We start from the raw sequence: 14,885 nt of genomic DNA on the forward strand, positions 1-14,885 counted from the left end.
ATCAAAGATCTCCTTAATTCAAAATTTTATCTACAAACCATAAACTATCTCTTTGATTTAAAAATTATTTATTGACTGAATTATTTACTACACCTACCCAAGTAAAAGTATTTGGCACATCTGTTAACTGAATTGCTTGTTTTACTTTTAGCGCTTTTAAATCAATTTCTAAAATTTTCTTGGCATGTGTGTCATTGATAAAAATTGTATCGGTACTGGCGTTTGCCACTAAACGGCTCTTTAGCAGTTCTTCAGGCACGACATTTTCAATTACTTTCAATTTTGTTGTTACTGTCCATGTCGCAGTATCAATCAGATGCAAAGTGCCTGTACTGTCTAAAATAACCAGAAATTGACCAGATGTATTGAAGACATGCTGTAGGCGTTTGACTGGCGTTTTAGCATCGGCTTCTTTTGCACCTTGTGCCCAATTTAAACTGGTTGCATTTAGGTTTTTAGGGTCAATAATAAATAAATCACCTGTTCCTGACGCAAAACCTGCAAATTTAGCTAATTTTTGATGTCCTGCAATGGCACTAATCCTCTGATCTATAAAAACTTTTTTGTCGATAAATTGATTGCCTCTTTGCTCAACAACCAAGATCCCATTCTCACAACCAAAAGCAGCATAGTCTGTATTTGAGTTAGCGCCATGTAATTTATTGCACGGATTTTTCAAAGTTTGATCAACATGAAAATGATCTCAATGTAATTCATAACTTTTTACAATACTTAATAAATCTGAATCAGGCGCTAAATAAGTACTCAATACATAGCCACCACGAGGTTCTGCAACACCATGATGTTTTTTAGCAAGGCTTTGTTTAGCAACACTTTGCTTTTCAATATCTTGATCTGTAAATGCTTCAAATTTTGAGCTTTCTGTTTCATTTCCATCATAGAAAATCGTAGCTAAACCATTAAATGAACGATAATGCGTTGGTGCTGCACCTGTTAATTTGTAAACCAAAAGATGTGGATTATCTTTTTGTAATACAGTGTTTTTATTAAAAATACCGCCATCGACAAAATTGACTACATGATCTGTGCGTCCGAGTAGAACGGCATAGCGATATGCAGGACTGCTATACATTGTGGTGGGTACAACTGTGAGTGCGGTGGTATTGATATTTTTATGTTCATTTAAATCATAAACAGACAGCAAAGGTCGAACTGGATCAGCATTTGCAATCACTAAGCGTCCTTGCTGTGTTTCTGTTGGTTTTGGTGTGGGTTTTACAGGTTCAGGGTTAGAAGATGAATCCGATGATCCGCCCCCACATGCAGTTAGCAAAATACTGCTCAATGGAATTGCTAATAAATGTTTTGAAGTAAACATTCTTATATCCTAGTGGTTGGTATTATTTAAATTTAAGAAATGTTATAACATAACAATAAACAAAGCATCATACTTTCTTCATTTTTATGATGAGCTGATTTTCAAAGTTGAAGTTCGCAGTTTTTATTAGGGTCTGATTTTAAAATATTTGATTAAAAAACAATATCTTTAAAATTAAAATCATCAACGATAGTGCAGATAAAACCGATTACTGAATATCTCATCGGCATCATATTTTTTCTTTAAGGCAAAAAACTTATCTGCTTGCGGATAGGCTAAACGCATTTTTTCACGACTAATATGCAAACGATATGGTAAATAATACGTGCCTTGATTTTTTAATGCAGCATCCAAAATTCGATTAGTTAATGTTCGCATGTCCTGCTCTTGCTCAGCGGTTTTCTTTTGGTTAAATAAAAACACCAAACCAAATACATCCTCACGGGCATAGTTCATAAAAGCATCTTGATCTTGCTGAATTTCTCGAATGGTAATATTCAGTAAATCTACTTTTGAATCTTTTAAAATTGGTTTTAAATCCTGAATAAACGCTGCCAAATGCTGTTTGGGAATAAAATATTCATGTAATAAATCGGTTGAATTTGGGTCTTTATTTTCAATTAAACGAGCTTGTTCGCTTAAAATTTCATTACGACTAAATACCGCATAAGGTGAAACTTTATTTAAACTGCTCTCCAAATCCCAGCGTAAGCGCTTACCATATTCATTTCCCACTGAACCACGAAATACATGCGTCTGACTTCTGCATTTTTACTTTGCTGTTGCATCAATGACATTGGTTTTTCATCTGTTTTGGTAAAATAGTTTAAAGTCGCTTGTTCTAAAAAATGCTTATCAGAAATCCGTAAACGCCCATAAGCAAATTGTACTTGTGGCTTGTCACTGACTAATTTTTGATAATTTTCAGTATATTGTTGTGGATCGATTGCAACTGAATGGAATTTTAATGTGGCATTGTCTACGACTTTTATTTGCAAATCTAAAATAATGCCAAATAAACCATAGCCTCCGATCACCAATTTAAACAGTTCAGGATTTTCAGTGCGGCTACAATTGACGATTTCACCATTAGCTTTCATTAAAGTAAAAGATTTAACACTGGACGAAATTGGTGGCGAACTCTTTTGCCAACCATGCCCATTCACACTCAGCGAACCACCAATCGAGAAGTCACTAAAAGACTGCATCACCGCAATCGATTTACCAAAGCCATCTAAGTACTGCAAAGCTTGCTGCCATGTTGCACCTGAACCAATGCTTAGAATACTGGATTGTTCATCTAAATTCATGTGGTTATATGGCAACATATTGAGCGCAATACCATCAGGATAAATGGTATGCCCGCCCATACTGTGTTTTGCCCCTGAAATCGACACTTTTAAATGATGCTGCTTGGCATAAATCAATATTTCCTTAAGTTGGTTTTGCATCGCAACGGGATCTTCTGCAACATCCACGATTTTATGTACTTTGGTTTTATTCAGTTGGCTGACATCATCACGATAACCACTGGGCATCTGCTCAATCTTTGGATGTTCATTGAGTTTGGTTTTCAGTAAGTGTAAGGCAGGAATAGAAATCACGGCGAGTACAAGCAGTAAAAGGCTAAGCCAAAGTGTGTTTTTATGGTGTTTTTGCATAGTAATTTAATTCTATTCAAATTTTAAATGTTTGGCTTGATAATCAAATTCTTGGCTTTAATATAAAACTAACTTTTGAAAATATTATCTAAAATGTCTGAAAATCGCGATGAATTATTAAAACATTTAGCTGCTTCACTCAAAGATGCCAAAGAAGATGGTGGTGCAATCCTTCTAGTCGGTGCAGGTATTTCTGTCTCAGCAGGTATCCCACCTGCATTTAAACTGATGAAAATTGCGATTGAAAACTTTCCTAATTATTTTACGGAAGAAGAACAAAGGCTTGCTCAAGAAGATTTAAGCCAACTTCAATACAATGACATTATGACCAAACTGTCGAATGTAAAACGTAAAGAGCTTTTTAAATGGTTTATCGAAGGCAATAAAGATAAAGGTATTGAAAAAGCCAAACTGAACTTCGCACACATTGCGATTGCTGAACTTTTAAAACAATGCTATTTCAGCCGTATTCTTACTGTAAATTTTGATCCACTTTTAATCCATGCTTGCTATATGGTTGGCATGTATCCATTCCCTGCAATTTATGATTTAGGGGCAATGGGTAAAGTGAATGCTGAACTTTTACATGACCCAAGTATTGTTTATTTAAATGGTCAGCATGTTGGTTTTGTTCAACGAAATACCACAGATCAACTTAAAGCACATAAGGAAACTTTAACGCAAATTGTTCGCTCTACTGGCTGTAATAAAACGTGGGTAGTTGCGGGTTATAGTGGTGAAAATGATCCATTGATGGAAGCATTAACTGAACTTCGTCCTTACAATAATTGGTTATACTGGCTTGAATATGGCAATCAAGTTCTACAAAAAGACAGTCATCATTTTTTAGAAAGTGATGAGGAATGCAAAGTCATTTATGGATGTGATGCTGATGAAACTTTTATGGAAATTGCAGAACTTTTAAGTTGCAGTTTAGATTTTATTGAACAACCATATACAGAACTTGAACTTTACACTAAAGAAATCAATTTCAACACATCAAAATCTAAAGGTTATCAATTATTATCCAAAGTTAAAAATTATATTTCTATCTTAAAAAATGATACTGTAATTAACAAATTCAAGCTAGCAGAAATTGTCACAGACTATATTGGTAATGAAGAATTTCACTCTGATTCAGATGACCTAAACTATTCAAAAGAAAAATTAATTTCAACTTGTGAAGAGCTCTATCCACTACTAAAAGAGAGTTTATCAGGCGAATTTTTCTTCTGGTGGGCAGGTGCATACTGCCCTCTAAATAAGGAGTTTGATAGTAAGTTTATTGATGAAAAAATCTCAGCCTTTGAAAAAGCCTTAGAAATAACGCAGCTAGGAATAAAACAAGATCCATCTTTTGGCGGAAATTTTCACTTTTGTGGAATTTATCAATTAGAACTGGCGAAACTTCTTAAGATGAATGATCTCCGAAAAAAAGAGCTTTTACATAATGCTATTCAGAACTTTAGATTAAGTGATGATTATGCAGAGCATGTAATGTACTCTTTAGAGTGCTATATATTACTAGAAGAATTCAATCAACTAATTGATTACTTTAATGAAACACCAACCCTCCAGATAATAAAATCACATAAAGTTCTTATCTTCCAAGAAGAATATATACCAGCACTAATCCAAAATAATGATTTCTGTGCATGGTATAAATCTATATTCCACACTGCACCTAATGAAATAAATATGAGGTCAACCGATGGTTAAAGCCTTTGCCACTCTCCCTCAAAATCCTTATACTTAGAACCAATTTTTCTAATACTTATAGTGGATGCTGCATGAGTCGCGCCATATCGCATATTGATACATTCCAAGGCTTAATTCTTGCCTTACAAAACTACTGGGCTGAACAAGGTTGCGTCGTGTTACAACCTTACGATATGGAAATGGGTGCAGGGACATTCCACACAGCAACCTTCCTTCGTGCGCTTGGACCTGAAACATGGAACGCAGCATACGTTCAACCCTCACGCCGTCCGAAAGATGGTCGTTATGGTGAAAACCCGAACCGCTTACAGCACTACTACCAATTCCAAGTGGTGCTTAAGCCAAACCCAGATAACATTCAACAGTTGTACTTAGATTCATTAAAAGCCATCGGCATCGACACACTCGTCCACGATATTCGATTTGTTGAAGACAACTGGGAATCTCCAACACTCGGCGCTTGGGGCTTAGGTTGGGAAGTTTGGCTCAATGGTATGGAAGTGACTCAGTTCACTTACTTCCAACAAGTGGGTGGTGTTGAATGCTACCCTGTCACAGGTGAAATCACTTACGGTCTTGAACGTTTGGCAATGTACCTCCAAGGCGTAGATTCAGTCTACGATTTGGTTTGGACCAAAGGTCAGTTCGGTACAGTGACTTACGGTGACGTATTCCATCAAAATGAAGTTGAACAATCAACGTATAACTTTGAATATGCTAACGTAGAAAAAATGTTTGAGCTTTTCGACTTCTACGAAGCAGAAGCAACCCGCTTAATGGAAGCTGAACTGCCACTTCCTGCATACGAACAAGTCATCAAAGCATCACACAGCTTTAACTTGCTCGATGCCCGTGGTGCAATTTCTGTGACTGAACGTCAACGCTATATTTTACGTGTTCGTACTTTGGCACGCTCTATTGCGCAAAGTTACGTGGCTGCACGTGCAAAACTTGGTTTCCCAATGGCTGAACCACATTTACGTGATGAAGTATTGGCACAGTTAAAAGCACAAGTTGAAAGCGATGCAAAAGCTGAGGAGAATAAATAATGTCTAAACATACCGTTTTATTCGAACTTGGCTGTGAAGAACTCCCACCAAAAAGCTTAAAAAATTTACGTGATGCACTACAAGCTGAAACTGTAAAAGGTTTAAAAGATGCTAGCTTAGCGTTTGATGCGATTGAAGCTTATGCTGCTCCACGTCGTTTAGCGTTGAAAATTGTTAATGTTGATGGTGCACAAGCAGACACACAAAAACGTTTCGATGGTCCTGCAAAACAAGCGGCTTTTGATAGCGACGGCAAACCAACCAAAGCACTCGAAGGCTTTATGCGTGGTCAAGGCATCACGGTTGATCAAGTATCTACTTTCCAAGCAGGTAAAGTTGAAAAAGTTTGTTATTTGAAAGATGTGAAAGGTCAAAGCCTCGACGTTTTATTGCCACAAATTTTACAAACTGCTTTGGATAATCTTCCAATTGCAAAACGTATGCGTTCAGCGGCAAGCCGTACTGAATTCGTTCGTCCTGTAAAATGGGTGGTATTGCTCAAAGACAACGACGTGATTGAGGCGACGATTCAAGATCACAAAGCAGGTAATGTGACTTATGGTCATCGTTTCCATGCGCCTGAAGCGATTACATTGGCAAATGCAGATGACTATTTACCGAAACTAAAAGCAGCGCATGTGGTGGCTTCTTTTGAAGAACGCCAAGCCATCATTGACCAACAAGTGAAAGCGCTTGCTGATGAAGTAAATGCAATTGCAATCGTACCTGCTGACTTACGTGATGAAGTAACTGCATTGGTTGAATGGCCTGTTGCGCTTCGTGCAAGTTTTGAAGAGCGTTTTCTTGCTGTTCCACAAGAAGCGTTAATCACGACCATGCAGGACAACCAAAAATATTTCTGTTTGGTGAATGCGGATAATAAATTGCAACCTTACTTCATTACCGTTTCAAATATTGCGTCTAAAGACCCGACTCAAATCATTGAAGGGAATGAGAAAGTTGTACGTCCTCGTTTGTCTGATGCTGAATTCTTCTTCTTACAAGATCAAAAGCAACCGCTTGCATCTCGTAAAGAGAAATTAGCCAATATGGTCTTCCAAGCTCAATTGGGTACGCTTTGGAATAAATCTGAACGTATTGCAAAATTAGCTGTGGCTTTATCTGCAATCACAGGTGCAAACCCTGCTGATGCTGAAAAAGCTGCGCTTCTTGCAAAATGTGACTTAACATCTGAATTGGTAGGTGAATTCCCTGAACTTCAAGGGATTGCGGGGACTTACTACGCACGTATTGAAGGCGAAAATGATGAAGTTGCTGAAGCTTTAGGTGAGCAATATTTACCGAAGTTTGCAGGTGATGTTTTACCACAAACGAAGACAGGTACTACGATTGCGCTTGCTGACCGTTTAGATACGTTGACAGGTATTTTCGGAATTGGTCAAGCACCGACAGGTTCGAAAGACCCGTTTGCATTACGTCGTTCTGCGATTGGTATCTTGCGTCTTGTAACTGAAAATAATCTTGATGTTTCGATTGAAGAATTGATCAAGTTGGCTTTAGCTGCGTATGGCGATGTTGTGAAAGATCACGATAAGACTTTGGCAGATGCGGTTGCATTCCTTGAAGGTCGTTATCGTGCGAAGTATGAAGATCAAGGCGTAGAGGTAGATGTAATCCAAGCAGTTCAAGCACTTTCTCCAAAATCTCCTTTAGATTTTGATAAGCGTGTGAATGCGGTGAATCATTTCCGTGATTTGCCTGAAGCTGCTGCGCTTGCTGCTGCAAACAAGCGTGTTGCAAATATCTTGGCGAAAGAAGCTGCGCCTACAGGTGAAATCGTTGAATCTAAACTGGTTGAAGATGCTGAAAAAGCACTTTATGCCGAGATTCAAAAATTACTTCCTGTGGTTCAACCACTTTTGGCTGCGAAAGATTACACAGAAGCGCTGTCTAAACTTGCTGCTTTACGTGCACCGATTGATGCTTTCTTTGATAGTGTGATGGTGATGGCAGAAGATGCAGAGTTGAAAGCAAACCGTTTGCGTATCCTTGTGCAGTTACGTGATTTGTTTACAAGTGTTGCGGATATTTCGGTGTTACAGCACTAAGCTAAATATTTGAAATAAAATAAAAACCCTGCTTAAATAAGTGGGGTTTTTTTATAAAAATTTACTATGGAAAAATTAGAAATATTTCTTATCAATTTATTTATGTGGGGCGAATTATTCTCAATTTAAGGAGTTCTTGACACTACAATTATACAATGTGAAGGTTTTGTATTTGAATTTAGACAACAAGACATCAAATTAAAACAAAGTGAATATATTAATAAAACTATTTTAACCACTATAGTTACAGTTCGTGATATTACAGAAGAGCAAATTCCTCAAATTTTAGAAATTATTGATAATATCTGTTGGTTACTATCTTTTGCTCAACAATCACCTGTTGCCCGTCATGGCTATAAAGTAAATGCTAGTCAAGAAAGTTTTGACTCATGTTTAGGTATTATCGTTAACCCACTGAAAAGTATTATTAATGATCAAGGGAAAGCTATTCGTAACTTTATTGAACAAACTTATCCCACATTTAAAAAGTTAAAATTATCAAGACAGCTAACAGTTGTTATTGGTTATATATGCGAATCAAATCGTGATTCATTAGCATCAGAAGCCAAACTAATTCTACATTATGTATTAATTGAAAATCTGAAACATACGTTTGCCATTCATAATGGATTTATAAAAAAGGAAAAAGAGCGTGATTATATTCAAGAGGTGGTCCCACTTGTTTGAACAACTAAAAGCGTATTTATAAGTGATATTCCGCTCTAGTTAAGCCACCTTGTTTTGTTGGGGTAGCTGATCATAGTAAAACTCATTTGGTGTCATTTTGTCTAGACTCGAATGAGGTCGTTTCAAATTATAAAACTCAAAATATGCACTTAATTGCTTTTTCGCATCTGTGACACTGCTATAAGCTTTGAGATACACCTCTTCATATTTAACGCTCCGCCATAATCGTTCAACCATCACATTATCTACCCATCGACCTTTACCATCCATACTGATTTGAATGCCATTTGATTTCAATACATCAATAAATGCATCACTGGTAAACTGGCTGCCTTGGTCTGTATTAAATATTTCAGGTCGACCATATTTTTCAATTGCTTCATTTAAAGCCGAAATACAAAAATCCACCTCCATACTAATCGATACCCTATGCGCAAGTACCTTGCGGCTATGCCAATCAATCACAGCACATAAATAAACAAAGCCTTTTGCCATAGGGATATACGTTATATCCGTAGACCACACTTGATTACTGCGCTGAATAGCCAACCCTTTGAGCAGATATGGATATTTACGGTGAGCTTGATTAGCCTGGCTTAAATTTGGTTTGCAATATAACGCCTGAATACCCATTTTCTTCATTAAAGTACGTGTATGACGTCGTCCTATATGATGTCCTTGACGATTCAACAAATCACGCATCATACGACTGCCTGCAAAAGGATATTGCATATGTAATTCATCAATACATCGCATCAGCTTCAGATCTGATGCACTCACAGGTTTTGGGCGATAGTAATAACAACCACGGGAGACTTTCAGCAGCTTAGCTTGCTTAGATACTGAAATCTGAAGTGAGTCGTCGATTAACTTTTGTGGTTGAAGCGGCCCAGTTTCTTCAACACACCTTCTAAAAAATCAATTTCTAATGCCTGCTCACCGATTTTTGCATGTAGTTTTTTTAGATCGATGGGTGGTTCTGTTGGAGCTTTTGATTGATCGAAAGCTTGCGAGGAAGCTGAGATCAATTGATTTTTCCAGTCAATAATTTGGTTTTGATGAACATCAAACTCAGCACTCAATTCAGCAAGTGTTTTTTCTGCTTTAATCGCAGCAAGTGCTACCTTAGCTTTAAAATCATTTGAATGATTTCTTCTTGGTCTACGTGCCATAAAATACTCCATATATTGATGTTTATAACATCATTTGAGGAGCAGAATATCACTTATAGGAGTTGTTCAAATTTACGGATCCATCTCTTTCATCCTAGTTTTCCTGATTTAGAAAATGAGCCTCAACATTTAGAAGAATATGAGACAATTAATCATAAGACAAGAAAGAGATATCGTCATAAAAAATATGGTAAATGTGGCACAGCTGAAATGACAAAAAGAATGTTTCAAGAAATAGGATTATCCAAAGAAGATTCTCAGATTAAAGCAACTTTGGATAAACGTAATAAAATGATTCATGAAGGTATTCTATTACCTTTAGGAGATCCTAATTACAGTAAACAAGCTGTGGAAGATTTACAAAATGTCAGTGACTTACTTCGACTTTATTTACTTAATATTTTAAATTACAAAGGTGCATATTATTTAAGTGGAGATCGTATTGGCTGTTCTGGACTTATCACTTAACATAGTAATATGTATTAAATCTACATTTGGAATTATTCCAAATCAAAAGTTTAAAGAAGAATCTTATGATCAAAACACAAATTTTAGTATTCACAATCTTAACTACAGCTCTCACCGCTTGCTCAACTACACCTACAAACCCCAACGCCCCTATTGTCCTCGAACAGCACAAAAACATCTCTGCTGAACCAGCAACTAAACACAACCTTGCCCGTTTGATCAAACAACGTGATAACTGCGTGATTGAATTTACTGGCAACTTTGAAACTGGCAAAGCCACAGAACACTGGATCTTTAAGGGCGATCAACTCATTTCCGCATTTTCAGATGTCGATGCAGAAGTAGAAAAGAAACAAACCATTTTTGATATCCAAGATGCAGAAAAGCTCAAAAACTTTGACTCACTCAAAAAGAACTTTAAAGCCACGAACTTAGCAAAATGCCAGTAATTCAATAGGCACAATTCATCCCTTTGTATTTTGATGTACTTTGGGATGCTGTGACTCAATGGTGATTTTTCACTTCAAAAGTTTACTTTTTCTATAGGTATAAATTGCAGGAAAAATCCATAATAAAAGGATTAAAACACAACTTATTATTGCGATCGTATCTATGGAAACAGTATGGATCATGGGAATAGGAATATTACTTCCGAATTTCCCACTAAAATATATAAGCCTTCAATGATCGTAAATAAAAAATATAGATTATAAACAATATCTTAGCTAAGATTCGATAAGCTTTAAATTTTGCAAGTACATAAATTAGTGGAATAAAAAAACTAAAAACAACCAAGCCAAACACAACAATTCCTGAAATACCACCATTGCTAAATTCATCACCACACCCACATGCAAAACTTGGTTGTAGAAATATAAAAGCAAAAGTGCATGCCAATAATTTTAAGTATTTCATTTTTATAAATTTCGTCTGACTACGCTATTCTTGTTGATGTAGACTGTATAACAACTTTGTTTTTCCTGTGTATGACTTTGCTAACAAAAGCCATGCATAAGGTTTTTTAACAGTATCATGCTGACAAGTGCCAAATTTACCCACGCCTATGAGGGAATGATTAAAATGAAAAGTATTAAAATACTACCTATTGCGGTTGCCATTTTAGCAACATCTTCCGTTTATGCCCAAACCACCACAGAAACAAAAACACCACCACCTTATGGTGATAATCCTAATATTTTCAAAGTACTTGCACATAAAACAGGTGAAAAAGTTCAAAATACCGCAGAACGTGTGGGTGCTGCAACTGAACGTGGTATCGAGAAAATCAAACCGAAAGTTGACAATGCTTGGGAAGAAACAAAAACTTATACTGAAGAACAAAGCGAACGTGCCAAAGCAAGCTTACAACGAGGTGTCAACAAAGTCGCAGAAACTGCAAATAATACACGAGATGTTATAGTGGGAACCAACAAAGGCAGCGTACCGATAGAACGTGGCAGTTTAAGTCAACCGTCACCTGTAACCACTGTACCGCAAGCCCCACCAACACCTGTGCCAAACCACTCAACTGTACAAGCAACAACATTACCAGCACCCACAAACACTACAGCGAGTGTAATTGATCCAACCCAACAGAATGTTGCTGCACCAGAAGAACCTGAAATTTCACTCAAATCTCTTCCATTACCCCAATCCTCTGATGATGCAGCCACCCCATCTACAGCAGTCAAAGAAGATATTCCCCAATAATAACAAGACAGCTTTGGGCTTTATCTAAACTTTCAATAAAGCCCAATGAATTATTCATTTAAGCTACACTTTACTTTTCGACAGAACCAAAGTGATCAGTATTAAAGACCATTTATTCACTGCTGATATTCCAACCATATTGTAATAAAATGTAAATAATAAATACATTTAAAATAATACACTACCAAAATAAGTAATTGAAATTATTAAACTAATCTAAAAGTAAAATACGCTTTCTTTTAATATGTCCTTTGTCGCTTTGTTGTAGCTAAGCTGTATTGTTTTCATCTCATTTACACATTTATTAAAATCATCGTTTTAATATTGCCGCCTTATTATTGGGGTACAATACGGTACTCCTCACTTTGAGGAATGTCATTTCATGAAAACCATAAAAACAACGATCATCACTGCAAGTATTTTAACTTGTACATCTGTTTTTGCTGAAGCAACGACTGCAACCCATACAATTACGCAAGATGTAAAAGTAAATGCAGAACAGGCTAAAGACACAGCGGTTACAAAAACGACTGAAGCAAAAGATGCGGTGGTCAATAAAACTGTAGAAAGCAAAGACATTGCAAAGGATAAAATTACACATGCCAAAGATGTGACAGTTGAAAAAACCACTGAAGCAAAAGACGCTGTAGTTGCAAAAACTGGTGAAACGAAAGACATTGCAAAAGATAAAATCACACACGCTAAAGATGTGACAGTTGAAAAAACTACTGAAGCAAAAGATGCTGTGGTAGATTCAACTGCGCATGCGAAAGATGTTGTTGTTGAAAAATCCGTAGAAGCAAAAGATTTTGTTGCAGATAAAGCCGAACAAGGCAAAGAGTTTGCAAAAGAACAGTCCGAAAAAACACAAGGATTCTTCTCTAGAACATGGGAAAAAACTAAAAATTTCTTCCGTGGCGAACAAGCAAAACCTGCTGAATAGACCACAAAAGCTGGTGCTTAATTTTTAGCAATCTATTTTGAATGCTGTTAAATCCCTCATATATTGAGGGATTTTTTATATGATGTCTTGATAATTACGACATCAATTCACTTGGCGAATCACATTTCCCTGTTTAAATGCTTTTAAATTTTCTGTCATTTGACTAACAATCCGTTGTCTAGCATCGACACTGCCCCATGCACTATGTGGGGTAATGATTAAGTTTGGAATATCATCTGCCAATAAAACATTGCCTTGTTTTGGTGGTTCAACCGTCAATACATCGGTCGCTGCGCCTGCGATTAGCCCTTGTCTGAGGGCATTTGCCAAAGCAGATTCATTTACGATTCCACCGCGGGCACAGTTGATCAGAAAAGCAGAGTTTTTCATAGCAAGCAGTTGCGCTTCACCGATCAGGTTTTCTGTTTCTGTGGTTAATGGACAATGCAAAGTTAAAAAGTCAACTTGTGGCAGTAACTCTTGCAATGGTACACGTTCATCATCATGTGGGCGATTGGGCAATGCACCGATAAGTACCTTCATATCAAACGCTTTGGCTAATTTTGCAACGGCTTTGCCTAATTCTCCATAGCCAATAATTCCTAAGGTTTTACCTGCCAATTCTATAATCGGAAAATCCAACAAACAGAAAATCGGGGATTTATTCCACTCACCTTGTTTGACGGCTTGCTCGTATTTGCATAGCGAGGTTGCTAGCGCTAGCATCAATGCAATCGTATGTTGCGCCACAGCCGAAGTACCATAGCCCTGACAATTACACACCACAACGCCCTGTTGTTTGGCTTGCACAAGGTCTACATTATTGGTGCCTGTGGCAGAAATCAGAATTAATTTTAAATGTTTCGCTTGTTGAATGTGTTCAGCATTTAATACTACTTTATTGCTGATCACTACCTCTACATCTTGGATTCGCGCCAGCACTTGCTCAGGAGCAGTTGAAGAATATAAATCAAACGCATCAAAATATGATTTTAATTCTTTAAAGTCTAAATCATTCTTGTCGAGTGATGCGTAATCTAAAAATACACCTTTCATAGCATTCTTGGCTAAAGTAACAGAATAATGTATTTACGTTAGCATAATTGCTTACGCAAAAGACTCTCTAAGTAAAAGATTCTCTGAGCAAAAGGATATGTCATGTTATTGCGGTAAATCCTCTGCCAACACATAGGCATCATTTTTCAGCGTAAATAAATAACTAATCGCAATTCGATAAGCTTCTTGAATAATTTTCTCAGAAATATAATTCTCTGTGTAATACCCATGTTTCATACACGTAAATACCAGCTCCATGAGGATCGTCAGCGCATCGGGTTGCTGCGGTACATAACTATCCACATCAATCATTTCTAAGGCTTTACGTACACTTGCACTGACCTTTTTCAGTTCAACTTGGTATTCCATATACGCTTGACGCGTGAATGGTCCACTTAAAATAATTAAACTCGCCACTTCAGATGCATTAAAAAAATCTGCAGTGGTTCGGATCATACTGGCTGACAGCTTTTTAGCATATTCATCGATGTTTGCTTTCGGATTTTCAGTTAAAACCTCGATGGCAGCTTGCCCAATTCTTGTCACAAGCACATTTAAGTGAATCAATGCGATATGACGTAACAAATCATATTTTGTAGGGAAAAACTGATAAATACTGGTACGAGGAATCCCTGCTGCATTGGCAATTTCAGGAATCGAAATACGCTCAATTCCAACGGCTAATAAAAGTTCTTGCGTGGTTTGAATCACCATCTGCATACGCTTTTGTGTGCGTTCTTGTTTTGGCTGTGCCGCTTTTTTTCTTATTTTTTTGAGAACAGAAGTCGCCTGTGCCTTAATCATGTTTTACCCTTATTTATTTGTATTTGCATTTTTTAATATCAACAATCTAATGCTTGATATAAAAAGTCTTTCCCTGACTGCGCTGATCTATGTCAGACCATGATTTATTTTTTCATTTAGAACTTATTGAAATTAAAATAAGAAATTAAATGAATATTTTTGAATATAGCACAGTATCTTAGAGATCAACGTTTTTCCTGATTATCTT

14 protein-coding genes are annotated in these 14,885 nt (G+C 36.8%); 7 read left to right on the forward strand and 7 right to left on the reverse strand.

Going from position 1 to position 14,885, the window contains the following annotated elements:
• Nucleotides 1-64: 64 nt before the first annotated feature.
• The 4 genes from DJ533_RS19110 to DJ533_RS17005 all read right to left on the reverse strand — a co-directional run bounded on the left by DJ533_RS19110 (nt 65) and on the right by DJ533_RS17005 (nt 3,000).
• Complete coding sequence (locus DJ533_RS19110) at nt 65-679, reverse strand: hypothetical protein (protein ID WP_323809362.1); 615 nt, start codon at nt 677-679, stop codon at nt 65-67.
• A 24-nt stretch (nt 680-703) separates the two neighbouring features.
• Nucleotides 704-1,339, reverse strand: a complete 636-nt coding sequence (locus DJ533_RS19115) for a hypothetical protein (protein WP_323809363.1) — start codon at nt 1,337-1,339, stop codon at nt 704-706.
• Nucleotides 1,340-1,522: 183 nt separating this feature from the next.
• On the reverse strand, nt 1,523-2,074 hold the full coding sequence (locus DJ533_RS19015) for a hypothetical protein (RefSeq protein WP_228716497.1): 552 nt from the start codon (nt 2,072-2,074) through the stop codon (nt 1,523-1,525).
• On the reverse strand, nt 2,023-3,000 hold the full coding sequence (locus DJ533_RS17005; RefSeq protein ID WP_228716498.1) for an FAD-binding oxidoreductase: 978 nt from the start codon (nt 2,998-3,000) through the stop codon (nt 2,023-2,025). Before DJ533_RS17005 ends, DJ533_RS19015 begins: the two co-directional genes overlap by 52 nt.
• A 75-nt stretch (nt 3,001-3,075) precedes the next feature.
• Between DJ533_RS17005 and DJ533_RS17010 the strand changes: the two genes are divergently transcribed.
• From DJ533_RS17010 to glyS, 3 genes are all read left to right on the forward strand, one after another.
• Complete coding sequence (locus DJ533_RS17010) at nt 3,076-4,719, forward strand: SIR2 family protein (RefSeq protein WP_228716499.1); 1,644 nt, start codon at nt 3,076-3,078, stop codon at nt 4,717-4,719.
• Between the two features lie 71 nt (nt 4,720-4,790).
• Nucleotides 4,791-5,768, forward strand: a complete 978-nt coding sequence (glyQ, locus tag DJ533_RS17015) for a glycine--tRNA ligase subunit alpha (RefSeq protein ID WP_065995537.1) — start codon at nt 4,791-4,793, stop codon at nt 5,766-5,768.
• On the forward strand, nt 5,768-7,837 hold the full coding sequence (gene glyS, locus DJ533_RS17020; RefSeq protein WP_065995536.1) for a glycine--tRNA ligase subunit beta: 2,070 nt from the start codon (nt 5,768-5,770) through the stop codon (nt 7,835-7,837). The genes glyQ and glyS overlap by 1 nt, the downstream gene beginning before the upstream one ends.
• 726 nt (nt 7,838-8,563) lie before the next feature.
• On the opposite strand, the gene DJ533_RS17025 is transcribed toward glyS, so the two are convergent.
• A protein-coding gene (locus tag DJ533_RS17025; protein ID WP_223155595.1) for an IS3-like element ISAba14 family transposase occupies nt 8,564-9,696 on the reverse strand; the annotation gives its coding sequence in 2 pieces (ribosomal slippage) (nt 8,564-9,444 and nt 9,444-9,696; 1,134 coding nt in all).
• Nucleotides 9,697-9,714: 18 nt separating this feature from the next.
• Here DJ533_RS17025 and DJ533_RS17030 point away from each other — a divergent pair.
• The 4 genes from DJ533_RS17030 to DJ533_RS17045 all read left to right on the forward strand — a co-directional run bounded on the left by DJ533_RS17030 (nt 9,715) and on the right by DJ533_RS17045 (nt 12,817).
• Nucleotides 9,715-10,164 (forward strand): hypothetical protein, encoded by a 450-nt coding sequence (locus DJ533_RS17030; RefSeq protein ID WP_109849264.1) that lies wholly within the window; start codon nt 9,715-9,717, stop codon nt 10,162-10,164.
• 65 nt (nt 10,165-10,229) lie between these two features.
• Nucleotides 10,230-10,613 (forward strand): hypothetical protein, encoded by a 384-nt coding sequence (locus tag DJ533_RS17035; RefSeq protein ID WP_065993723.1) that lies wholly within the window; start codon nt 10,230-10,232, stop codon nt 10,611-10,613.
• Between the two features lie 631 nt (nt 10,614-11,244).
• A complete protein-coding gene (locus tag DJ533_RS17040) occupies nt 11,245-11,874 on the forward strand; it encodes a RodZ family helix-turn-helix domain-containing protein (RefSeq protein ID WP_065993724.1) in 630 nt (209 codons plus the stop codon).
• 382 nt (nt 11,875-12,256) lie between these two features.
• The gene (locus tag DJ533_RS17045; RefSeq protein WP_065993725.1) at nt 12,257-12,817 is read left to right on the forward strand and encodes a hypothetical protein; all 561 of its coding nucleotides are present in this window, start codon (nt 12,257-12,259) and stop codon (nt 12,815-12,817) included.
• 102 nt (nt 12,818-12,919) lie between these two features.
• Here the strand turns inward: DJ533_RS17045 and DJ533_RS17050 are convergent, their stop codons facing one another.
• The gene (locus DJ533_RS17050; protein ID WP_065993726.1) at nt 12,920-13,873 is read right to left on the reverse strand and encodes a 2-hydroxyacid dehydrogenase; all 954 of its coding nucleotides are present in this window, start codon (nt 13,871-13,873) and stop codon (nt 12,920-12,922) included.
• Between the two features lie 105 nt (nt 13,874-13,978).
• A complete protein-coding gene (locus DJ533_RS17055) occupies nt 13,979-14,677 on the reverse strand; it encodes a TetR/AcrR family transcriptional regulator (protein ID WP_065993727.1) in 699 nt (232 codons plus the stop codon).
• Nucleotides 14,678-14,885: the final 208 nt, after the last annotated feature.

Origin of the sequence: Acinetobacter defluvii (assembly GCF_001704615.3) — a bacterium.
Taxonomy (GTDB): domain Bacteria; phylum Pseudomonadota; class Gammaproteobacteria; order Pseudomonadales; family Moraxellaceae; genus Acinetobacter; species Acinetobacter defluvii.

What these genes read in the sequence shown, in the direction of transcription:
- DJ533_RS19115 (WP_323809363.1), bottom strand. Translation starts at nt 1,339, where the DNA reads ATGTTTACTTCAAAACATTTATTAGCAATTCCATTGAGCAGTATTTTG.
- DJ533_RS17005 (WP_228716498.1), bottom strand. Translation starts at nt 3,000, where the DNA reads ATGCAAAAACACCATAAAAACACACTTTGGCTTAGCCTTTTACTGCTT.
- glyQ (WP_065995537.1), top strand. Translation starts at nt 4,791, where the DNA reads ATGAGTCGCGCCATATCGCATATTGATACATTCCAAGGCTTAATTCTT.
- glyS (WP_065995536.1), top strand. Translation starts at nt 5,768, where the DNA reads ATGTCTAAACATACCGTTTTATTCGAACTTGGCTGTGAAGAACTCCCA.
- DJ533_RS17030 (WP_109849264.1), top strand. Translation starts at nt 9,715, where the DNA reads ATGTTTATAACATCATTTGAGGAGCAGAATATCACTTATAGGAGTTGT.
- DJ533_RS17035 (WP_065993723.1), top strand. Translation starts at nt 10,230, where the DNA reads ATGATCAAAACACAAATTTTAGTATTCACAATCTTAACTACAGCTCTC.
- DJ533_RS17040 (WP_065993724.1), top strand. Translation starts at nt 11,245, where the DNA reads ATGAAAAGTATTAAAATACTACCTATTGCGGTTGCCATTTTAGCAACA.
- DJ533_RS17045 (WP_065993725.1), top strand. Translation starts at nt 12,257, where the DNA reads ATGAAAACCATAAAAACAACGATCATCACTGCAAGTATTTTAACTTGT.
- DJ533_RS17050 (WP_065993726.1), bottom strand. Translation starts at nt 13,873, where the DNA reads ATGAAAGGTGTATTTTTAGATTACGCATCACTCGACAAGAATGATTTA.
- DJ533_RS17055 (WP_065993727.1), bottom strand. Translation starts at nt 14,677, where the DNA reads ATGATTAAGGCACAGGCGACTTCTGTTCTCAAAAAAATAAGAAAAAAA.